Annotated in this window: 16 protein-coding genes and 1 pseudogene; 14 read left to right on the forward strand and 3 right to left on the reverse strand. The window is 63.7% G+C overall.

Going from position 1 to position 21,684, the window contains the following annotated elements; translation table 11 throughout:
• The first annotated feature begins 30 nt into the window (after window positions 1-30).
• The 6 genes and pseudogenes from S4A8_RS06375 to S4A8_RS06400 all read left to right on the forward strand — a co-directional run bounded on the left by S4A8_RS06375 (window position 31) and on the right by S4A8_RS06400 (window position 7,390).
• Window positions 31-921, forward strand: a complete 891-nt coding sequence (locus tag S4A8_RS06375) for a LysR family transcriptional regulator (protein WP_353219493.1) — start codon at window positions 31-33, stop codon at window positions 919-921.
• Between the two features lie 129 nt (window positions 922-1,050).
• Complete coding sequence (locus S4A8_RS06380; protein ID WP_353219494.1) at window positions 1,051-2,298, forward strand: CaiB/BaiF CoA transferase family protein; 1,248 nt, start codon at window positions 1,051-1,053, stop codon at window positions 2,296-2,298.
• Window positions 2,295-3,218 carry a hydroxymethylglutaryl-CoA lyase gene (locus S4A8_RS06385; RefSeq protein ID WP_353219495.1) on the forward strand — a complete coding sequence of 308 codons (924 nt, stop codon included), beginning with the start codon at window positions 2,295-2,297 and terminating at the stop codon, window positions 3,216-3,218. The genes S4A8_RS06380 and S4A8_RS06385 overlap by 4 nt, the downstream gene beginning before the upstream one ends.
• A 69-nt stretch (window positions 3,219-3,287) precedes the next feature.
• Window positions 3,288-4,034, forward strand: a pseudogene (locus S4A8_RS06390) (SDR family NAD(P)-dependent oxidoreductase).
• Between the two features lie 516 nt (window positions 4,035-4,550).
• Window positions 4,551-6,332 (forward strand): methyl-accepting chemotaxis protein, encoded by a 1,782-nt coding sequence (locus S4A8_RS06395; RefSeq protein WP_353219496.1) that lies wholly within the window; start codon window positions 4,551-4,553, stop codon window positions 6,330-6,332.
• Between the two features lie 161 nt (window positions 6,333-6,493).
• Window positions 6,494-7,390: an EamA family transporter gene (locus S4A8_RS06400; RefSeq protein WP_353219497.1), complete on the forward strand. Its 897-nt coding sequence runs from the start codon at window positions 6,494-6,496 to the stop codon at window positions 7,388-7,390.
• A gap of 13 nt (window positions 7,391-7,403) precedes the next feature.
• Here the strand turns inward: S4A8_RS06400 and S4A8_RS06405 are convergent, their stop codons facing one another.
• Window positions 7,404-9,299 carry an Lnb N-terminal periplasmic domain-containing protein gene (locus tag S4A8_RS06405; RefSeq protein WP_353219498.1) on the reverse strand — a complete coding sequence of 632 codons (1,896 nt, stop codon included), beginning with the start codon at window positions 9,297-9,299 and terminating at the stop codon, window positions 7,404-7,406.
• Between the two features lie 56 nt (window positions 9,300-9,355).
• Window positions 9,356-9,868 carry a DUF3015 family protein gene (locus S4A8_RS06410; RefSeq protein ID WP_353177440.1) on the reverse strand — a complete coding sequence of 171 codons (513 nt, stop codon included), beginning with the start codon at window positions 9,866-9,868 and terminating at the stop codon, window positions 9,356-9,358.
• Between the two features lie 303 nt (window positions 9,869-10,171).
• Here S4A8_RS06410 and S4A8_RS06415 point away from each other — a divergent pair, with 303 nt between their 5' ends.
• From S4A8_RS06415 to S4A8_RS06450, 8 genes are all read left to right on the forward strand, one after another.
• On the forward strand, window positions 10,172-12,499 hold the full coding sequence (locus S4A8_RS06415) for a hypothetical protein (RefSeq protein ID WP_353219499.1): 2,328 nt from the start codon (window positions 10,172-10,174) through the stop codon (window positions 12,497-12,499).
• 58 nt (window positions 12,500-12,557) lie between these two features.
• Window positions 12,558-13,514, forward strand: coding sequence for an AAA family ATPase (locus S4A8_RS06420; protein WP_502950708.1), 957 nt, complete (start codon window positions 12,558-12,560; stop codon window positions 13,512-13,514).
• A 2-nt stretch (window positions 13,515-13,516) separates the two neighbouring features.
• Entirely contained in the window at window positions 13,517-15,025 is a 1,509-nt protein-coding gene (locus S4A8_RS06425; RefSeq protein ID WP_353219500.1) for a VWA domain-containing protein, read from the forward strand.
• A gap of 180 nt (window positions 15,026-15,205) precedes the next feature.
• Window positions 15,206-16,282, forward strand: a complete 1,077-nt coding sequence (locus S4A8_RS06430) for a GGDEF domain-containing protein (RefSeq protein ID WP_353219501.1) — start codon at window positions 15,206-15,208, stop codon at window positions 16,280-16,282.
• Window positions 16,283-16,479: 197 nt separating this feature from the next.
• Window positions 16,480-17,838 (forward strand): MATE family efflux transporter, encoded by a 1,359-nt coding sequence (locus tag S4A8_RS06435; RefSeq protein ID WP_353219582.1) that lies wholly within the window; start codon window positions 16,480-16,482, stop codon window positions 17,836-17,838.
• Window positions 17,839-18,157: 319 nt separating this feature from the next.
• Entirely contained in the window at window positions 18,158-19,090 is a 933-nt protein-coding gene (locus tag S4A8_RS06440; protein WP_353219502.1) for a LysR family transcriptional regulator, read from the forward strand.
• 218 nt (window positions 19,091-19,308) lie between these two features.
• A complete protein-coding gene (locus S4A8_RS06445) occupies window positions 19,309-20,415 on the forward strand; it encodes an extracellular solute-binding protein (protein ID WP_353219503.1) in 1,107 nt (368 codons plus the stop codon).
• 117 nt (window positions 20,416-20,532) lie between these two features.
• Window positions 20,533-21,306: an ABC transporter permease gene (locus S4A8_RS06450; RefSeq protein ID WP_353219504.1), complete on the forward strand. Its 774-nt coding sequence runs from the start codon at window positions 20,533-20,535 to the stop codon at window positions 21,304-21,306.
• A 6-nt stretch (window positions 21,307-21,312) separates the two neighbouring features.
• Here S4A8_RS06450 and S4A8_RS06455 read toward each other — a convergent pair whose 3' ends face one another.
• Window positions 21,313-21,606 carry a hypothetical protein gene (locus S4A8_RS06455; RefSeq protein WP_353219505.1) on the reverse strand — a complete coding sequence of 98 codons (294 nt, stop codon included), beginning with the start codon at window positions 21,604-21,606 and terminating at the stop codon, window positions 21,313-21,315.
• Window positions 21,607-21,684: the final 78 nt, after the last annotated feature.

A 21,684-nucleotide genomic window follows, 5' to 3' on the forward strand; every position in this document is an offset into this window, starting at 1 on the left:
CCACGAAACCTCGGCCCATGGCGGGGCGCGATGAAGCGTATCGATCTGGTCAGCCTGCGGCTGTTCGTCTCGATCGCTGACGCCCGCAGTCTGACCGGCGCGGCCGAGCGCGAGCATATGGCCCTGGCCGCGGTGAGCAAGCGCGTGCGCGATCTGGAAGCCCGGCTGGATACGGCCCTGCTCTATCGGCGCCCGCGCGGGGTCGAGCTCACCCCGGCTGGCGACGCGCTGCTGCACCACGCCCGTACCGTGCTGGCCGATATGGACAGCCTGCATGCCGAGCTCAGCGAATACAGCCGCGGCGTACGCGGGCATGTGCGTATCCATGCCAATACCTCGGCGATTATCGAATTCCTGCCCGAAGACCTCGCCTCGTTCACCCACCGCCACCCGGAAATAAAGATCGATCTGCAGGAACGCGTGAGCAGCGAAGTCGTACATGCGGTGCGCGAAGGGCTAAGCGATATCGGGCTGTTCGCCAACACCACCGCCATCGATGGCCTGCAGGTCTTCGACTACCGCGAGGACCGTCTGGTGCTGGTGGTGCCCGACGGCCATGCACTGGCCCACGGCGTGCGCGTTACGCTGGCCGATGCCCTGGCCTACGACTTCATCGGGCTGCAGCACGATGCCTCGCTGCACGGGCTGATCGCGCGGGCCGCCCGCGCGAGCGGCGTGGCGCTGCGCATGCGTATTCAGGTGCGCAGTTTCGAAGGCATCTGCCGCATGATCGCCCGCGGCATGGGCGTGGGCATTCTGCCGGTCAATGCCGTGACCCACCTGCGCGGCCTGCCCTTACGCGTGGTGGAGCTCGACGATGGCTGGGCCCGGCGCGGCCTCTATCTGGGCGTACGCGACTACGACACGCTCTCGGTGACCGCCCGCCAGATGGTCGACCACCTGATTCGCAAACACGGCTGAGTACCGCCGCTTTGAAACGGGCCTACGTCATACACGAAACCTCGATGCACAATCGATTGATTGTCGCGCCAGCCAGCGCTGACTAGCCTCGATGGCATTGCCCGACGACCGTGCAACGAGAACACAGCCATGAAACATGCCCAATCGCCTGCCGACACCCCGCCCATGGCCCTGGAAGGCCTGAAGGTACTCGAACTCGGCCAACTGATCGCCGGGCCTTTCGCGACCAAGCTACTGGGCGAATTCGGCGCTGACGTGATCAAGATCGAGCCGCCCGGCACGGGCGATCCGCTGCGCCGCTGGCGGGTGATGCGCGGCGATACCTCGCTGTGGTGGCATGTCCAGACCCGCAACAAGCGCTCGCTATCGCTGGATCTGAAATCCGAGGACGGTCAGGACATCGTCAAGCGTCTGGTCGCCGAGGCGGATATCGTGGTCGAGAACTTCAGCCCCGGCCGGCTGGAGAAATGGGGTCTGGGCTGGGAAACGCTGTCGGCGATCAACCCGGCACTGATCATGGTGCGTATCTCCGGCTATGGCCAGACCGGGCCCTATCGCGATCTGCCCGGCTTCGGCGTGATCGGCGAGGCGATGGGCGGACTGCGCTATCTGTCCGGGCATCCGGGCGAATCCTCCGTACGGGTGGGCGTTTCCATCGGCGATTCGCTGTCTGCCCTGTACGGGGTAATCGGTGCCCTGCTGGCCCTGCAGGAACGCCATCGCTCCGGTCAGGGCCAGTACATCGATGTCGCGCTCTACGAATCGGTTTTCGCGATGATGGAATCGCTGATCCCTGAATACGACGGCGCCGGCGTGATCCGTGAACCCAGTGGCAGTGCCCTGCCCGGCATCACGCCCTCCAACGCCTATCGCTGTGCAGACGGGCGCGAAGTGCTCATCGCCGGCAATGGCGATTCCATCTTCAAACGGCTCATGCAGGCGATCGGGCGTGACGATCTCGCTGCCGATCCCGATCTGGAACACAACGACGGCCGCAGCCGCCAGGCCGCGCGTATCGACGGCGCGATCAATGCCTGGACCGGCGAGCGCGACCGCGAAGCCGTACTGGAAACGCTGGAGGCCGCGCGCGTACCGTGCGGGCGGCCCTACAACGCTAAGGACATCGTCGAAGACCCGCATTACGCCGCCCGGCGCATGCTCGAAACCATCACCATCGACGACGGCTATGAACTCAAGGTGCCGGGGGTGCTGCCCCGGCTGTCGCGCACGCCCGGGCGTGTCAGCGGTGGCGGGCCACGGCTGGGCGCGCATACCCAGGATGTGCTCGACGAGCTGGGCATCGACCGCGACACCCAGGCCAGACTGCGGGCCGCGGGCGTACTCTATGACGATAATCAGACCGGGGCAGACACATGAGCGCACGGGTTTTCATCAACGAGGTCGCCCCGCGCGACGGTTTTCAGATCGAGCGGGATTTCGTCCCCACGGCCGACAAGATCGCGCTTATTGATGCCCTCTCGCCGCTGGGCTTCGCCAAAATCGAGGCGAGCTCGTTCACCTCGCCGAAGGCGATTCCCAATCTCGCTGACGCGGCCGATGTATTCCACGGCATTCGCCGCCAGCCCGGCGTGGATTACGTCGCCCTCATTCCCAACGAAAAAGGTGTGGAACGCGCCCTGGCCTGTGGCGTCGACGAGCTCAATTTCGTGATGTCGGCCAGCGACAGTCATGGCCGTGCCAATCTGCGCATGACCGCGGACCAGTCGTTGGCCCGTTTCGAAGCCATGGTCGCCCTCGCCGACGGCCACGACGTGTTCCTCAACGCGTCGATATCCACCGCCTTCGGCTGCCCGTTCGAAGGCGTGGTCCGCGCCGAGCGCGTGCTCGAAATCGTCGCCCGCCTGGGTGCGCGTGGTATTCAGGGCGTGACCCTGTGCGATACCACCGGCATGGCCAATCCGCGCCAGGTCGCCGACCTGTGTGCCGACGTGCTCAAACGCCACCCCGACATGGCGCTCACCCTGCACCTGCACAACACCCGCGGCATGGGCCTGGCCAATGCCCTGGCCGGTTACCAGGCCGGCGTGATGCGTTTTGATGCGGCGCTGGGCGGTCTCGGCGGCTGCCCCTTCGCGCCCGGGGCGAGCGGCAATGTCTGCAGCGAAGATCTGGTGCATATGTTCGAACAGATGGGCGTTCATACCGGTGTCGATCTCGATCGCCTGCTTGGCGTCTCCGAACGCCTGCCGGCGATTGTCGGTCACGACGTGCCCGGCCAGGTGGTCAAGGCCGGCACCGCCCAGCGTCGTTATCCGCTGCCCGCCTCCCTGCGCTGACCACCACGCCCGGCGGCCATTGCGCGTTATGCTCGCCGCTGGCCTGGTAATGGAGAAGCTGTCTTGGATATGCAACTGGCAAACCGGCGCGCGGTGATCACCGGCGCCAGCCGCGGTATCGGCCTGGCGATCGCCACGGCACTGGCACGCGAAGGCGTGGATATCTCGATCTGTGCACGCAGCGCCCAGGCCCTGTAAAACGCGCGTGCCGCGCTGACCGAACATGGCGTACGCGTGCACACGGCCGTCTGCGATGTCGGCGACCCGGCCGCGATCGAAGGCTATATCCAGGACGCAGCCGCAGCACTCGGCGGTATCGATATCCTCATCAACAATGCCTCCGGCTTTGGCGCGGGCGATAGCGAAGCCGGCTGGGCGGCGGCCATCGATATCGATTTGCTGGGTACGGTACGTGCCACCCGCGCCGCACGGCCCTGGCTGGAGGCGAGTGAACAACCCAGCGTGATTCATATCGCCTCGATCGCCGGTCAGGCGGCCTCCGCACGTACCGCGGCCTATGGCGCGATCAAGGCTGCCTTGATCCAGTACACCCAGTCTCAGGCCTCGGAAATGGCCGCCGCGGAGATTCGCGTGAATGCAATCGCCCCCGGCTCCATCGATTTTCCCGGCGGGCTGTGGGACCAGCGCCGCCGTGACAACCCCGACCTGTACGAAGGTACGCGGGCGACCATCGCCTTCGGGCGTTTCGGCAAGCCCGAGGAAATCGCCGATACGGCGGTCTTTCTTGCCAGCCCCCGTGCGTCATGGATCACCGGCCAGACGATCACCGTGGATGGCGGTCAGCTTTTGCGCTAGCAATGATCAAGCGGCGCGACGCTGGCCGGTGTCAGCGGTTTATCGACCCGACGATTAGCCGGGCATGAACGTCGATGATTTGCCGGGGTGATCAAGGCGCATATGCGAACGCATACGCGCGGCGACAAGCGCGCGCGACGCCATTGAAAACGGCTGGAGATCTTCGCTGTTTTTCCATCGGATCGATAACGCGCCAGCCGGCGTTTGCCGTGCCCGCCGACCGCCGCGAACCTGAGTCGCGGTGTCGCACATCGCAACACGCAAAGACAAAAGAACATTGCAATTTCGGCAGCTAATCATTCCCAGACCGCAAACCGCCCCGACTGGAAAATAAAAAGCGACATATCTTCAAAAAGATAGCCAAAGCAGCCGCGAAAGCCGCCACTCGCATATTGCGCACATCGATTCGCATTCTGCATTAAAGCGGATGTGCTGTCGGCCGTATTACTTCCCGTAAGCAGTGTTCACGGGGGCCGCGCCCCGTCATATAAAAAACACAACGAAGCAGGGGTCCATATGCGCCACAACGCGCCGGTAACATCAAACGAGTACGTGATTGGCGAGCAGCAATATCTGATCTCGCAAACGGATCTGGATAGCCATATCGTGTTTGCCAATCCTGCCTTTATCGAGGCCAGCGGGTTCGAATGGGACGAACTCGTCGGCGAACCGCATAACCTCATTCGGCACCCCGACATACCGCCCGAGGCTTTCGCGAATTTCTGGGAGACCATCCGCGCCGGCAAGACCTGGACCGGCATCGTCAAGAACCGCCGCAAGAACGGCGACTTCTACTGGGTGCACGCCACCGTCATGCCCATCATCCAGCAGGGCCGGGCGGTCGGTTATGCCTCGGTGCGTCGCGGTGCCACACAGGCCGAAAAAGACCAGGCCACGCGTGTCTATACCCGCCTACGGGCCGGCGAAAAGCCGCGCGCCCATCTGGTCAACGGCGTCATTCACGAACATGCGCTCAAGGCCCGCCTGGCACGCTGGCGCCATGTCTCTTTCACGTTCCGCCTGGGGCTGATGACCTTGCTGGCCGTGGCCGGTATCGCGAGCATGGCCGCGCTTTGTGCCCAGGAACTACAGACCATGCATACGCTCATCCAGCAACTGGGCGCCCAAAGCGAGGCGGCCCTGACCGCAGCGGGCGCGCCCATACCGGACACCATCACCGAGCTGGAAAACCGTACCGAGACGATGTTCGGGCGCATGATGCAGACCACGCTCGCAGTGGCTGTTGTGTTTGGCGTGCTGCTGCTGGGCTGGGGGATCGTGCTCGGCCGCCGCATCGTACGTCCGCTCAACGACGCATTGGCCCTCAGTCGCCAGATCGCCGCAGGCAATCTCACCGCCGAAATCGATACCAGCCGACAAGACGAAGTCGGCCGCCTGATGACCTCGCTCAACGTCATGCGCTGTAGCCTGATCAAGATCGTACAGGACGTTAAGAACGGCATCGGAATCGTGGCACCGGCGACGGCGGAAATCGCGGCCGGCAACTCGGATCTGTCCAACCGTACCGAGCAACAGGCCGCGGCGCTCGAACAGACGGCCAGCAGCATGGAACAGATCACCGCCAATGTCAGCCAGAGCGCACAAAGCGCGCAATCGGCCACGGACCTGGCGCGCCAGGCGGCCAACAGCGCACAGCGTGGCGGCGAGGAAATCGACGACGTGGTCGAAACCATGACCCGGATCACCGATTCGTCGACCCAGATCAACGCCATCGTCGGCATGATCGACGATATCGCCTTCCAGACCAATCTGCTCGCGCTCAACGCGGCCGTGGAAGCCGCGCGGGCCGGCGAACATGGCCGCGGCTTTGCCGTGGTCGCCGACGAAGTGCGCACGCTCTCCAGCCGTACGGCCAAGTCCGCCGGCGAGATCAAGAACCTCATCGAGGCCTCGAACGAACGCGTGCATGCGGGCAGTGCCCAGGTCGGACGGACCCGTGAAACCATGCAGGGCATCGTGGATTCGATTCGCGAAGTCAGCACGATGATGGAACAGGTCGCACTGTCCGCCGAAGAACAGCGTACCGGTATCGAGGAAATCGGCGTGGCGGTGTCGCGCATGGACGAAATGACCCAGCAGAACGCGGCCCTGGTCGAAGAGTCGGCGGCCTCTGCGCAATCGGTGAGCACCCAGGCCAACCAACTCGGTCGCAGTGTCGATATCTTCCGTATCGACGAGGGCCCGATGGCGGCCAGCCCGGCCGGCGAGACGCGCACGCGCTTCACGTCATCCATGTCTGGGCATCGGGCGCACGCGCCCGAGCCGGCCATGGCCTGAGTCGCCGACTCGATTCCATTGCTCGACAGGCGCGGCCGTGCCCGGCCGCGCCCTTGCCAGCGTACCTGACAAGCTATCGACGAAACGTCAAACTGGGCGGCTGACCTGCGCGCTCGTGGCCGCCAAACGGCTGCCCAAAGGGCGCTCGTTGCGAGTCGTCGATGCTGTTGAGCCGTTCGTTTGCCCTGTCCCGCCTGCTGCCCATCGGGCTGCTGCTGGTTGCCATGGCCTGTATCCAGGCAGGCGCGTCGCTGGCCACCGTGCTCTTCCCCGCGGTGGGGCCGGCTACCGCGACCTCCTTGCGCCTGTCGATGGCCGCCGTACTGCTCTGGCTACTGTTTCGTCCCTGGCGTTGGCGCGTCGCCCGCCGCGACTGGCCCAATCTCGCCATCTATGGCGTCGCACTCGGCACGATGAACTTCCTGCTCTATCAGGCCATCGACCATATCCCGCTGGGCATCGCGGTCGCCCTGGAATTCACCGGCCCGCTGAGCGTTGCGCTGTGGTCGTCGAAAAGCCGGCTCGATCTGCTCTGGGTGGGTATCGCGATCAGCGGCCTGGCGGTGTTGCTGGGCCTGGATCACGACAACGCACGCGGCGGGCTCGACCTCTACGGCGTGCTATGTGCGCTGGGCGCGGGCGGCTGCTGGGCCGCCTATATCCTGTTCGGCCAGAAGGCCGGCGCGGTCAACGGCATTCAGAGCGCGGTCTGGGGTATTACCATCGCGGCCGTGGTGATCGCACCGATCGGTTTCGCCGATATCGCCGTCGATGCCTTCGATGAGCGCCTGCTGCTCATCGCGCTTGGTGTGGCAATTCTATCCACCGCGCTGCCCTACACGCTCGAGATGGTGGCCCTGCCGCGCCTGCCGACCCAGACCTTCGGCACGCTCATGAGCCTGGAGCCCGCGTTTGGCGCACTGTCCGGCCTGCTGTTCCTCGGCCAGGCGCTCGGGCTGCTGCAATGGCTGGCGATCGGTGCCGTCGTTGTCGCGTCGGTGGGCACCACTCTGACCGGGCGCAGCGCCCAGGCGATCGACTCGCCCTATCCCGACTGAACGGCCTGTTGCCTCACCAGTAGCGATTGATATTCACCGCGGCGCGATAGGCATCGAAATTGCTGCTCAGGTCGAACCGCATATCCAGATCGCGCGTGATCGGCAACGCCGCCCGCGTCCCCAGTGTCGTATGTGTTTCGTCGGCGATCGGGTCATAGCCGTAGTGAAGCCGCGCCGCGGCTCTGACCCGAGTGCCCCGCCACACGAGCCCGGCCTCCGGCCCCGTGACCCACGCCGTATCGTTCGCGCGAGCACTACTGCTCAGCAGGGCATAGCCAACGCTGTGCCCACCGCCAGCCCAGGCGCGCCCGATGCCACCGGCGACATGCGGGCCCAATCGATCACCCGCCAGCGGGTCGCGATCGACACTGGCCTGGAGTTGCCAGGAGAGGCTGCTTTCGCCCGCGATATCGGCCGTATTGATACGCAGCTGGCGCAGCCTTACGAAATCGAGCCGGTCGAGGCGCAGATCATCGCCATTGCGCAGGCTGATCTGCATATCGCCCGCCACCAGCACCTTCACACTGGGCGACAGGCTCGACAGATCATCGCGATAGTACGGCGCCCAATGCAAAGTCGGATGGGCCGCGGTATCGCTGATGGCCACGCCGACGCCGGTACGCAGTGGGCGATGGGCGCGCGTCGGCGCCGCTACGGTGGGCGGCGAGGCCACGTCGCGCTCACGCACCGGTAGGCGCAAGCGATACGCCAACGCCCGCCGCTTGGCCTGTTCCAGGCCGGTCGTCGATTCATCTTTCGCTGGCGCTTCGCGGTATTCGTAATAAGCCAGCAGCGTATCCACCATGGCCTGCTGGCGCGCCTCGGGCCACCCGCCGAAGGCATCGGCAAGCGCCGTATCCGGGGCGACGATCACGGCGTTGACCGCCTGGGCTTCATCTTCGTCGAGTGCGGCGAACTGCGCATAAAGGCGTCGCTGACTGGACGGGATATAGTCGATCTTGTCGACGAGCCTGCGCCCGTCGAGTCGGGTATCGGTGAGCGTATAGAACAGCTCGATCGGCACGTACCAAAGCCGTGCTTCAGGCGTGAAATCGTGACCGGTCGCCAGTGTCAGCAGCTCGGCCATACGGTAGGTGCAGTTCTTGGTCAGAAAGAAATAACGAAATTTCTTCGCCGCGATCTCGTACATATGGGCAGCGACCATATAACGCTGCTCCGCTGTGAGATCGAGGCGATACCGCCAGATATCCCGAAATTCGGTGTGCGAGTAGACCTGGTCTTCGGCGTAGTAGAGCTTGTCGGAAAAACCGGCTTCGTAGCCGCCGCCAAACCCGCGAATCATGTAGGCGAGCATGTTTTCCTGTTCGGGCACCAGTGCGCCGAAACTGAAGCTCTTGTCCAGCAATGCATTGCGATCGGCCGTATCACCATGATCGAACGTCATCAGGCTATGGCCGAACGACGACGCCGGATTGCCCAGATAGCCGCTGACCATGAGCACGCTCACCGAGGTGAAATCCGCCAGCTGCGCCCACCGCTCGAAACGCGGGCACACCGCATCACCGCCCGGCGCCGGGGGCAATGCCAGCTGCGACTGTAACCAGTGATAGCGCGCCGGAAAGCGACAGCGCGGCCGCGCGTCGATCGCCGCGGACGTGTCGAACCAACCCGCCACCGTTGCCCTGAGTTCGGCACGCGCATCGTGGGCGCCGTCCGGCGAAAGAAAGAACGCCGGTGACTGGATCTCGCTTTCTTCACGCCCCGGCGGGATATGAAGCAAGCGTCGCCAGGTGGGCCGGCGATCGAGATTGGCGGTCAGCGCGGCGTCTATCGCCCGCTCGCGCTCCCCGCCGGGCGCTTGCGGTTGGGCGTGCAACGCAGCCGAAAAGACCAGCGAAAGAATCAGGCCGAGCAACGGCCAAGGCGATGAAAAACACGACATAGACATAAAAACGCCCGGCGCGAGCCGGGCGATTCGGGCGGGGGTTCGACCGGTTGCGAGCGTTAGCCGACGACGGCGCAGCTCTGGCCGGCAGGCTGATTCGACAACGTGTCATGAAACACGCTGTACAGACGACCGGATTTTTCCACACGGCTGCGCTGGCCATAGGCCTCGGCGCCGACTTCCGTGGCGAAACGCTGGCGCAGCGCTTGTACCAGCCCGCCGCGGTCGGCGGCCGGACAACCCGCGAGCGTCATCAGCGCGTCGAGATTGTCGCCCTGACCGGCGGCGATTTCACGCTCCAGGCTCGGATAGGTGTTATAGATCAGCGAAGCGGTCTGCTCCTGCCCGCCCCGACACGTATCCGGTGACGAAATATTCGAAGAGATTGCCGTGGTACCGGAATCCCAGGTGACGTTGGTGACCGCCGCGACCGCGTCATTACGCGGTGCGATCATCGCGCCCAAACCACAATCGGTATAGATATCCGCGAATTCCCGTGCCTGTACCGGCGACGAAAACGAAGCGGAAACCCCCAGCGCCATGACGGCGACAAAAAGACCAGTCCATTTCATTGTAAAACCCTCTTTTTTGACTTTTGGCTAGTCAAACCCCCGTCGTGGACTGTATCCACAGTTCATAGCGCCGTAAAGCACTCTTTGCGCACTGACGCCGGGCCAAGAACCAATCGATTGAAAGCCCTGTGCATCGACACGAGCGGGCCAACCCCGGCCGCGAGCCAGGCGCCTGGCCCGGGGGCGAAAAAACGACCACACCTGCCACGAAAAATCATATCTACCCTTCAAATACATACGCTTGCGATTCGCGTGCGGATGGTTATTCTTTGCCGCCCGTTGCCCTTCACGAGTGCCCGCCCCATGCGTCGATACGGTTTCCTGGCGTTTCTTGCGCTGTCGATATGGCTGATGGCGGGCTGCGGCACGTCACAAACACAGCTTTCCTTTATTCCCGAGAAAGGCGATGCGCGCACCTACCGCCTGTTCTCGCGCGCCGAATTCCAGATGCGCGGCGCAACCACCGCCAACGATGTGGCGGTCGAAACCGAAGGCCTGGTGCGCTATCGCGCCGGTGGCGCCGATCAGCCGATGTCGATCACGCCATTGAATCTGTGCGTGAGCGGCCAGAAGCGAACCAGAACCTACTGCAGCGCCTGGAGCGATGAGCGCGCACCGAAGCTTCTGGCCGTGCTCCGTAGCGGTTTCCAGCTGCCGACCACGGGCGCTGGCGCACACTGGCCGCGTGCGACCGATACCGCCGCGGCCTCGGCCCTGGCCGACGAGGCCCCGGACCTCGCCCGCCTGCTGCCGCCTCAATTCGTTGCACCCGGCGTGTTTTCCGGCCTGGAGGCCACGCCCGGCAGCACACAAACCCTGGATAGCATCGCCGGGCTGCCGCCGCCCGTACTCACCGTGATGACGGTTACCCCGGCGCATGTCTTCGTATCGCTCGCCCCCGCGGTCGACGGCGATCATCTGGCCGGGCATCTGGTCATCGATCGCCGCAGCGGCTGGATCGAGCGCATGGCCGCTGTCTACGAAAGCAGCGCGTCCATGGGCGGCCGACAAGAACCGGTGCGCCAACTCATCGCCCTGGCACCGGCCGACTGGTCCGAGCAGTCGCTGCGCCACCACTACGAGGCGCCGCGCTACGAGTCGTCTTCGCAGGGCCAGGTTTACATCACGTTCAATACGAGCCCGACCACGGCCGTCGCCCTCGACGAGGACGACCCAAGCGCCCCCGCGGCGCTCACCGAAGCCGAGGTTTTCCCCACCGCGGTCGGCGGCTTCAAGGCCAATCGGTCCTGGGGTGTCGAGCTGGATTTCGACCATGCCCTATGGCGCGATCAGCAGCCCCGCTTTGGACGACTGGCATACCGCGACCTGACCCCGCTCGATGACAACGACCAGGCCATCGACCTGGATCTGGCCGGCGGTTATATGCGCACCGGCTCCGATACCCATACCGGCAACCTGCACACGAGCAACCGCCGCCTGCCGCTGGGTTTCGAGCAGGTCGCCGAGCGCGTCGAGCGTATCGCCGCCATCAGCGCAAAGGCCGACTATTATCCGATCGACGCAACCGACACCCTGACCCTGGACCTGCAAGCCGACGATCACGGCCCAGTCCGCATCGACGGCGAAAGCGGCATAACCGCGACGCTCACCCCGCAAGGCGAGCACAACTACCTGCTGACACTTTCCGGACGTCGCGACTACCTCAGCGCGCTGATGCTCGAACGCGAACCGCCCGCGTTTGCCGCCGAGCGCAACAACGACCTGTGGCCCGACTGGGTACGACCCGGCGAAAGCGATCTGTTCACCACGATCCTCGGCAATGGCAGTGCCCGTTTGCTGCCCCTGCATATAGCCCCCAAGGCCGGTGCCGTAACGGTCGCCGTGCGGGTGCTGGCCGACCAGCCGGCCTTGACCAAGCCCGTGCGCTTCATCCCCTACAAGGCGCGCTACAACGCAGTGGATATCGGCCCGGGCGTGCATATTCCCCTGTATTTCGTGCCGTCGCGGCTTTCGACTGAACTCCATGGCGCGCAGCAGGTGCCTGCCGTTGCCGACGACAAACTCAAGCCGCATGCCATGGACAGCGGTGCGCCGATATTCGCGCTCTCGCCCGAACAAAGCGCGCTGTGCACCCTCTCGGCCACCACGCCGAACGGCAAACCGGCGAGGGCACGCTGGCAGGTGATACGCCAGGAATATCCGACGTTCGGGGATGGCGCCGACCGCCAGATGCTGGCCACCCTGCGCTGGCGCCTGATCGCCGACGACGGCGGCCCCGCCAATACCGAGGGCGCGGTCGAACTGGGGCTGCGTTGTCGTTCCGGCCAATGGCACACAGCCGACTACGATCTGGGCGAACGCCCGTGGCTGATCGACCTGCAACGCCTGACCGGCGAACAGCCGGACCCCGCGATGCCGCTCGGTGTGCTGCTCGGCCGTTATCGTTTCCTGGATGCGGATAACCAGCCATTGAGCGTGCTGCCCGCCAAATTCGACCACTTCTGGGATTATCAACCGGCCAACACACGGCTTGGCCCGTTTCTCGTCGACGGGCGCTATCTGCGCATTGCCGGACGCCCGACCACCGTCGAAGTCGTCGAAGCCGGCGACATCACCATCGACAAGCACTGGAGGCTACCCGCCGCAGCGTCGTCGGACAGTCGCCGCTGATCGGCACGCGCCACATCGCTATGATGACGCCCTGCCTGTGTTTTCTCTCGGAGCCATCGTGGCCGACTCGCCTGTTTTTTCGCCTGCCGACAGCCTGACCGGCGTCGATGCCGTCAGCGACGCGCTCGCCGCACACGGCTATATCGGCTCGAGCCGGATCGCGACCGTGGTCTATCTCGCCGCGCAACTGCAAAAACCGGTACTCGTGGAAGGCCCGCCCGGCGTGGGCAAGACCGAACTGGCCAAGACCGTGGCGTCCATGCTCGAACTGCCGTTGATCCGGCTGCAGTGCTATGAAGGCCTGGACGAGGCCAAGGCCCTCTACGAATGGAAATACGGCAAGCAGCTGCTCTATATCCAGGTGCTCAAGGACAAGATCGCCGATGCGCTGGGCGGCGCGCGCGGCCTGCGCGAGTCGGTGGCCCAGCTGCATCGCTACGACGACATCTTCTTTTCCGAAGACTTCCTGGAAGCCCGGCCGCTGCTCAAGGCCCTGCGCGAGCCCGAAGGCAGCGTGCTGCTGCTCGACGAAATCGACAAATCCGACGAGGAATTCGAAGCCCTGCTGCTGGAAATGCTCTCGGACTATCAGGTCACCGTGCCCGAGATCGGCACGATCCGCGCCGCCGGCACGCCGCCGATCGTGTTTCTGACCTCCAACAACACCCGCGATGTATCGGACGCGCTCAAGCGCCGCTGTCTGCATCTGTATATCCCCTTCCCCGAACCGGCGCTGGAACAACAGATCGTCGCAACCCGGGTACCCGAGGTCAGCGCCGCGCTGCGCCGCCAGCTGGTCGCCTTCGTGCAGGGCCTGCGCGCGCTGGAGCTGCGCAAGACCCCGGCGATCAGCGAAACCATCGACTGGGCACGCACGCTGCTGCTGCTCAATGTCGACTCGCTTGATGAGGCCTGGGTCCGCGACACCCTGAACGTGCTGCTCAAGTTCGAGGACGATGTCGAGGCCGTGGCATCGCAGCTGCCCACGCTCATGCGTCAAGCCGTGGTCGACTAGCCGTGCAGCGCACGCTCACCGATTTCGTGCGCGCCCTGCGTGCCGCCGATGTGCGTGTGTCGCCGGCCGAAACCCTGGATGCATTCCGGGCCGCCGAAATCGTTGGCTGGCACGAGCGCGCGCGGCTCAAACACGCCCTGGCTGCGGTGCTGGCAAAAAGCGCCGACGAGGCCGAGGCCTTCGATACCTGTTTCGAGCGCTTCTTTCGCTTCGACGACTTCGGCAGCACCGACCCACACGCAGCGACAACCGATCAAGCGCCGGACAATACGAGCGAACCCGAACAGCAGATCGCGCCGGGCGACAACCCGAGCGAGGGCCGCCAAGCGGGCACAGGCGGCGGCGGTGGCAACGGCGGCGAGCCCGTCGAAGATGCGCACGACGCGGCCAACGGCGCGGCGTCATCCGAGTCGCACACGAACACGCCCAACCCGTCATTCGCCCCCGCACGCTCACCGCTGGGCCAGCAGCTCATGGCCGACGACCGCAACGCCCTGGCCCTGGCGATTGCCCAGGCGGCACGCAGGCATGCGCTGGAAGATATTAAGGTATTCACCCAGCAGGGCCTCTACACGCGCCGGATTCTCGACAGCATGGGCCGCGGGCCGTTGATGGACGAAGTTCTCGCGGGTGAGGCCGCACAGGCGCATAACGAGCGCGCGCTGGCCGCCGAATTACGCCGTCGCTACGCGCAACTGCGTGCCCAGGTTCGCGATCATGTGGAAGACCAGTTCGTGCTGCATGCCGATGCCCAGGGCGAGCGCCTGCGCGAACGCCTGCTCTATCGCGCCCGCCTGGCGGCGATTTCGCGCCGCGACGATGCGCTCATGCGCCGTGCGATCGAGCGCATGGCCCGTCAGCTCACCGCTGCGCATTCACGTAAACGTCGTGTAAAACAACGCGGCACGCTCGATGTCGCGCGTACCGTGCGCCGCAACATGCGCCACGACGGCACGCTCATCGAACTGGCCTGGCGCACAAAACGTATCGAACGCCCACGCGTGTTCGCGATCTGCGATGTCTCCGGCTCGGTCGTGCTGTATGCGCGCTTCATGCTGATGTTTCTCTACAGCCTGGGCGATGTACTCCCAAAGGTACGGGCCTTTGCCTTCTGCTCGGAATTGGCCGAGGTCACGGAGCTGTTCAAGCAATATGATCTGGACGAGGCCATGGCGCGCACGCTCGCCGAACACGGCCAGGGCAGCACCGACTACGGCCAGGCATGGGCCGATTTCCAGCGTCTTGCACTCGCCGACGTAGACCGGCGCTCGACCGTGCTCATCCTCGGCGACGCCCGCAACAACGAAGGCGAGGCACGTACCGATCTGCTGAGCCAGATCTACGATCGCGCGCAGCGGGTAATCTGGCTCAACCCCGAGCCACGTGTTGCCTGGGATACGGGCGATTCGGTCATGGGCCGCTACCGGGCCCATTGCCATCAGGTCAACGAATGTGGCTCGCTGGCCCAGCTCGAAGGCGTGATCGCGAACCTATTGCGCCATGTGCGATGAGCCACGCTGACCGTCGCAGCCGGCCAACCCTAATCGGTTGAAAACAAAAGAAGTAAAGACATCGGTTTTTGTTTTCGCCCCGCTTGAGCAGGGCATCGGCCATGCCCCTTTTCGATGCGAGGGCCGCCCGTTTGCGTTATAACTCGGCCCCGGGGACCGGGACCGAGAACACGCAGCACGATGGCAGACCGAGCGGCAGACAACGAACGATTTCAACCGGCGCCGATCGAGCCCGGCAACGCCTTGCGCCCGGCCACGGATGCGCCGCACCGAAAAGCGGTACTGCGCGCACTGCTCTGGCTGACCATCAGCTGCGGCATCTTCTTCGCCAGCGTGAATATCACCGTCGGCAGCTTTCCGGTGGCGGTAGCGGAGCTTGCAATGGCTGCCTACGCCGGCATTTTGCTGCTGGTGACACGTTCGTCTACGGTGCATCTGCAGCGCTGGATACTGGCCTATCTGCTGCCATTCTGTACCACCATGATGTTTGCCTGCTGGTACCGGCGCGCCCAGGCGACGGTGTTCGTCTGGCCGATTCTGATACCGGTGATTTCCTATCTGTTGCTCGGCCGTCGCGCCGGTTTCTGGTTCACCGGCGCGTTTCTGACCATCGCTTTGGTGATATTCGGTTTCAAGTTCGCGGAAACCGAAAACGTCTATTCCCTGGCCGGGATCGCCAACGTGGCGCTGTGTGCCGCGTGTATCTTCGGCTTGTCGCATGCCTACGAAGTCACCCGCGAACAGGCCGAAGCACGGCTGCGCGCACTCGCGCTGCGCGACCCGTTGACCGAGTTGTGCAATCGGGCTGGCCTGGCGGAAATATTCCCTCGCCAGCTGGCCCAGGCCAAACGCTATGGCAAGCCGTTATCGGCGGTGCTGATCGACATCGACCATTTCAAGCACGTCAACGACCAGTACGGCCACGAAACCGGCGACGCGGTGCTGGTGTCGTTCGCCCAATGCCTGAAGAACGGGCTACGGGAGTGCGATCTGGCCTGTCGGCTCGGCGGCGAAGAATTCGCGCTGTTACTGCCGCATACCGATATTGCGGAAGCCACCCGTACCGCCGAACGTGTCCGCGCTGCGGCCGCCGAGTCCCGCTGCGAACACAACGGGCAGGAAATTGCGATCACGGTGACGCTCGGCGTTGCCGAACTCGACCCCGCTTGCGACGACCTGTCCAGCCTGCTCGCCCGCGCCGATGAACGCCTTTACCGGGGTAAAAGCGAAGGACGTAACCGTGTTGTATCCGAATAAAAACGCGGCGGCGGTATCGGCGCGTACGTAAGCACCGGCCGATGCAGGCGATAGGCTAGAATCGCCGGCCGTGGCCGGTATCTGCCGATACCGGGCCCAGGTTCGTATCGCCGGGGTAGGCTGTTTTGTTCAGGATTCGACACGCCAGACTGCGCCGTATCGAAAGCGCGCGCCTGATCCGGCTGGCGCTGCCGATCATGGGCGCCCAGCTCGCCCAGGTGGGCATGGGCACGGTCGATGTGGCCATGACCGGCCACGCCAGCGCGACCGACCTGGCGGCGGCGTCACTCGGCTCGAGCGTATGGCTGCCGCTGGTGCTGTTCATGATCGGCACGCTCATGGGGCTGACGCCGATCGTGGCCCAGCATGTCGGCGCGCGCCGTTTCGCGCATATCCGCCCGGCCGTGCATCAGGCGCTGTGGGTGGCGGGCGCACTCGGGCTGTGCTGTGCATTGGGTATTCGCGCGCTCGCCGCGCCCGTGTTCGGTTGGATGTCGGTACCGGCCGACGTATTGCCGCTGGCCATGCGCTATCTGGCGGGCGTGGCGTTCGGCCTGCCCGCGATCGCGCTGTATGAAACGCTGCGCTTCTATTCCGACGGGCTGGGCCATACCCGGGCCTCGCTCCAGTTCGCATTGCTGGGGCTGGCGGTCAACATCGTGGCCAACTATGTACTGATCTTCGGCGGCGATGGACTGACCGCCCTGTTCGGTAGCGGACTGCCCGCGGCGCTTCAGGCCATACCGGCACGCGGGGCAGCCGGCTGTGGTATCGCCACCGCGATTTCCATGTGGTCGATGTTTCTGGCCATGCTTGTCTATACCAAGCTTGCACCAGCCTATCGGCGCGCACGCTTTGGCCAGGCTTTCTCCTGGCCGGCACTGGCACCGATCGGCGAACTGCTACGCGTGGGCCTGCCGGTGGGGGTGGCGATCTTTGCCGAGGTGTCGTTGTTCACGCTGATCGCGCTGTTTCTGGCCGGCTACGGCGAAATCGTGATCGCTGCACATACCGTGGCGCTGAATTTCAGCTCGGTACTGTTCATGCTGCCGCTGTCGCTGGGCATGGCCCTGACCGTGCGCGTTGGCCAGGCGCTGGGGCGCGGCAAGCTGCGCCATGCGCGTTTCGTGGCCTTCAACGGCGTGGCCTGTGCGCTGGTTGCCGCGTTCGTGATCGACCTGATTCTGGTCTTTGCCGGACCGTTCGCCGTGTCGCTGTATACGGGCAATGCCGCCGTCCAGCGTCTGGCCATCGAACTGCTGCTCATCGCCACGCTCTATCAGTTTTCCGATGCCTTGCAGGTGAGCCTGGCCGGTGCACTGCGCGGCTACAAGGACACCCGCATCATCATGGCGGTAACGCTTGTCTCCTACTGGGGCGTCGGCGTGGGGCTGGGCAATCTGCTCGGGCGCGGCGTGCACGGCGTCTTTGCCGGATTGGGGGTCTATGGCTACTGGATCGGCCTGATCGCGGGGCTGAGCGTCGCTGCTGTCCTGCTGGCCCGGCGGCTCAGACGCACATCGCGTTTGCGCCGCTTCTCTGCCGCGGGTCCGTGACCAGAGCCTGTCGACGTGCGCACTAAAAGTGCGCACGCGGTCTATCGCCCACGCTAGCTACGGTGCCCAAAGTTGACCCAGTACGCCGGGCCCTGCCTTGCGATCGTGCGCCAGCGGGGCGGTGCCGGCTGACTTCGCGGCGGCACAGGCCGGTTCGGCCAGACCAAAGCCGCGTGGGCATGGCCAACCAGGGCACCGCCAAGCTCGCCACTCGCGAACCAATCACAACGCCTGCCGACGATGCGCAAGTGGTACGTTCATTGCTTATCAGCAGGCCTTGGATCATGAACGCCTACCACGGAACGTCCAGCGCCGGCCGATGCGACAGTTTACCCTTAAGCAGTTGCGCTATTTCGTCGTCGCCGGCCAGCTTTGTAGCGTAACGCGGGCATCGAAACAGCTATATGTGTCGCAACCGTCGATCTCGGCAGCGATTCAGCAGATCGAGGAAGAAACGGGCGTACAGCTATTCGTGCGACACCACGCCCAAGGGCTCACGCTGACGCCGGCGGGGCAGCAGCTGCTCGGCCGTGCACGCCAGCTGCTCGACGAGGCTGAGCGGCTGGAGAAATTCGCGGCCACGCTCGGCGAAGAGGTTCGCGGCGAGTTACGCCTACTGGCATTCCCCAGCTTCGCGCCCTTGTTCCTGCCCGACTTGCTGCACAGATTCAGCCAACGCTATCCGGCGGTGAGGCTGTTCTGCGACGAAATGACCCAGACTGATCTATTCGATTGTCTGGCCGATGGCAGCTACGAACTTGCCTTCACGTACGATCTGGGCGTGCATTCGAATATGGAATTCACGCCGCTATATCGCTTTCCGCCTTATGCCGTGGTTGCCAAGGATCATCCGCTGGCCAGCCACGACAGCATTCGTCTTGAACAGCTGGTGCGCTTTCCCATGGTATTGCTCGACTGGTCGCTCAGTCGCGAATACTTCCTGTCCATATTCTCGCATCACGGCTTAACTCCGACCATCGCACACCGCGTGAAGTCGATGGACATGCTGCGTGGCCTGGTCGCAAACGGGCTGGGTTTTTCGTTATTCAACACGCCGCTGACCGCCTTCGAGCCGGCCGGCAGCCGCGCCTTGAAAGCCCTCGCACTGGAAGACGAGGCGCAGGCGCTGACCGCCGGCATGGCGCGTTCACGCACCGCACAGTTCTCGCCCGGTGCTGAAGCGATCTATTCGCTTGCACATGAACTCGGCAAGCCAAGCCACGAGATATTTCGCACCCAAAGCGTGTGTTAAACGAACGACGCACCACTCGAACCAGAATCTCTGAAAATCAATTAATTTTAATTATTTATAAATACTTTCGACCTTTTGCATAGTTTTTTATTATGCGCTAATTAATTTAATTATATTTTAGCAAAAGTCGCGCTGCGTCTAGTCTTATCCTGGACTCATCATGGATTGACCTGGCGACAACAGCTGTCGATCCGAAGCGCCTTAAGGAGACGCTGGTTATGAACGACACACGCGACAAGTCTAATCCTTCTCGGCCCAAGGGGCTGAATCGGCGTCAATTCGCGCTGGGTTCCGCAGCTGCCGCCGCGGCGCTTCCCTTTGCGGCCAGCCCCTTTCGCGCGTTTGGCGCATCGAATCGACCCGTAAATTTCGCCTCTTTCGGCGGATATTACAACGAAACGATAGATAAAACCATAATACAGCCATTCCAGAAAGAGACTGGAATCAACGTCCGAATGGCATCGAACACCTCGCTTGCATCGCTCAAGGGTCAGATAAACGCCAACGCAATCCAGTGGGATATTGCAGAACTCACGGGCTCCGAATTTCAAATAGCGAAGCAGCAGAAAATACCGCTGGAGCCGCTCGACTTCGACATCATCCGGACAGAAAACATACCGGATTACGCGATTGACGATTACGGCATCAAGTACGCTTTCTTTCTGGAAGTCATGGCGTGGAATCGAAAGCAGATCGCCACGCCGCCGAAAACCTGGGCCGAGTTCTTTGACCCCAAGGCGTACCAGGCAACCCGTTCGCTCTACACGACGCTGTCGGATTCCATGCTCCTGGAATTTGCGCTGATTGCGGACGGCGTCGCGCTGGACCAGCTGTATCCCCTCGATGTCGACCGGGCCCTGGCGGTGCTTTCCCAGCTGCCGCCCGAGCAGATCCTCTGGTACGAAACCAACCAGCAGGTCATCCAGCAGATGCAAAGCGGTCAGTCCGACCTGGGCATGCCGTTCACGGGCCGGATTCGTGTTGCCAACCAGGGCGGTGCCGACATCGGCCACACCGCCAATCAGGGCGGCGCGACCGGCGACTATCTGGTCATCCCCAAAGGGGCCCCGAACGCCAAGCAGGCGATGAAGCTGATCGACTTCATTTGCAACGATGGCCCGTCGGCCGCGGCCTTCATGCGCGCGACCTACTATGGGCTGAGCAACAAGAAGGCCATCTCGCTGCTCGACGACGAGCTCGCGCAACAGGTGCCGACCAGCCCGGCGCTGCAGGATACGATCTTTCGCAAGGACGATGCCTGGTGGGCAGAAAACCTCGACCGCGTTACACAGCAGTTTCGCGGCTGGCAGGTCCTGCACGCCTGATATGCGATCGCATACCGCTTTAATCGCCAACCGGGCTACGTCGACGTGACTGACCATTGCGCAAACCGTTGGCCGTGGCACCGACAAGGCAGTTGGCGCCTGTTACTGCTCGCGCCGGTGCTCGTCTTTCTCGTCGCACTGCTGTTCTGGCCGCTGCTGGAGATCGTGCGCGGCGCGATCGCCGGCGGCTCGGCCAGCGTCGACACGCTCGAGGCCAATGTCACGCTCGGGCTGGTGATTCGAACCACGATCGTAGTCAGCCTGGTCACCGCCGTCGTGACCACCGTGCTCGCCTATCTGATCGCGCTGTTTGCGTGGTTGTCCGGGACCGCGACACGTATCGTGATTTTCGGCTTCGTATTACTGCCGTTCTGGACCGGCGTACTGGTCAAGAACTTCGCATTGATCGAGTTGCTCCGTAACGACGGCGTGTTCAATCAGCTGCTGTTGCAACTCGGGTTGATCGACCAGCCGCTACGGCTTTTGCACACCCGGATCGCGGTGATCATCGGCATGGTGCACTACACCCTGCCTTATGCCGTGTTTCCCATATTCGCGGTGATGCTGCCGCTGGACAAACGCCTGGACCGGGCAGCCGCCAGCCTCGGCGCGAGCGTATTTGCGCGGGCACGCCACGTGCTGCTGCCACTCACGCTGTCGGGCATTCTCGCGTCGGCGCTTCTCGCCTTCATCATCTCGGTGGGCTTTTTCATTACGCCAGTACTGCTGGGCGGGCCGGCCGATCAGATGATTTCGAACACCATCGAGTACTACCAGAAAGAGCTCGTGGATTTCGAAACGGCGTCGCTGCTCGCACTCGGTGTATCGCTGGTAGTGACGGTGCTGGTGATCCTCTATCAGCGCATACCGACCGAGAACCAGCATGGTTGAGGCTCATCACATGCAGACCGCGCCTGCCGGCAATCGCGCGACGTCGATGCCGGGAATCGATACCTGGCCCTGGGGCCGCATCCTGCTCTGGCTTGTCGTGGGCGCCATATTCGCGTTTCTGGTCGCGCCATCGCTTCTGGTGGTGCCGATGGCCCTCACGCCACTGGACATACTCGAATTTCCGCCCAGCGGCATCTCGTTGCATTCGTTTGCCGACTTCTTCTCGTCGCCCGCCTGGCTCGACGCCACGCTGACCTCGCTGAAGGTCGCGCTCATTGCGATATCGGTTTCCGCGCTCATGGGCACATTGGCGGCCATTGCCCTGCACCGGGCCACTTTTCGGGGCCGCAGCCTGGTGATCGGCGCGATTTTGCTGCC

It is taken from the genome of Salinisphaera sp. S4-8 (genome assembly GCF_040361235.1).
Lineage (GTDB): Bacteria > Pseudomonadota > Gammaproteobacteria > Nevskiales > Salinisphaeraceae > Salinisphaera.

Bases quoted from the DNA above. Each gene is read 5' to 3' on its own strand.
- S4A8_RS06375 (WP_353219493.1), top strand. From the start codon at position 31: ATGAAGCGTATCGATCTGGTCAGCCTGCGGCTGTTCGTCTCGATCGCT.
- S4A8_RS06380 (WP_353219494.1), top strand. From the start codon at position 1,051: ATGAAACATGCCCAATCGCCTGCCGACACCCCGCCCATGGCCCTGGAA.
- S4A8_RS06385 (WP_353219495.1), top strand. From the start codon at position 2,295: ATGAGCGCACGGGTTTTCATCAACGAGGTCGCCCCGCGCGACGGTTTT.
- S4A8_RS06395 (WP_353219496.1), top strand. From the start codon at position 4,551: ATGCGCCACAACGCGCCGGTAACATCAAACGAGTACGTGATTGGCGAG.
- S4A8_RS06400 (WP_353219497.1), top strand. From the start codon at position 6,494: ATGCTGTTGAGCCGTTCGTTTGCCCTGTCCCGCCTGCTGCCCATCGGG.
- S4A8_RS06405 (WP_353219498.1), bottom strand. From the start codon at position 9,299: ATGTCTATGTCGTGTTTTTCATCGCCTTGGCCGTTGCTCGGCCTGATT.
- S4A8_RS06410 (WP_353177440.1), bottom strand. From the start codon at position 9,868: ATGAAATGGACTGGTCTTTTTGTCGCCGTCATGGCGCTGGGGGTTTCC.
- S4A8_RS06415 (WP_353219499.1), top strand. From the start codon at position 10,172: ATGCGTCGATACGGTTTCCTGGCGTTTCTTGCGCTGTCGATATGGCTG.
- S4A8_RS06430 (WP_353219501.1), top strand. From the start codon at position 15,206: ATGGCAGACCGAGCGGCAGACAACGAACGATTTCAACCGGCGCCGATC.
- S4A8_RS06435 (WP_353219582.1), top strand. From the start codon at position 16,480: ATGGGCGCCCAGCTCGCCCAGGTGGGCATGGGCACGGTCGATGTGGCC.
- S4A8_RS06440 (WP_353219502.1), top strand. From the start codon at position 18,158: ATGCGACAGTTTACCCTTAAGCAGTTGCGCTATTTCGTCGTCGCCGGC.
- S4A8_RS06445 (WP_353219503.1), top strand. From the start codon at position 19,309: ATGAACGACACACGCGACAAGTCTAATCCTTCTCGGCCCAAGGGGCTG.
- S4A8_RS06455 (WP_353219505.1), bottom strand. From the start codon at position 21,606: ATGAGCGCGGAAACCGATATCGCAATGAGCGCGACCTTCAGCGAGGTC.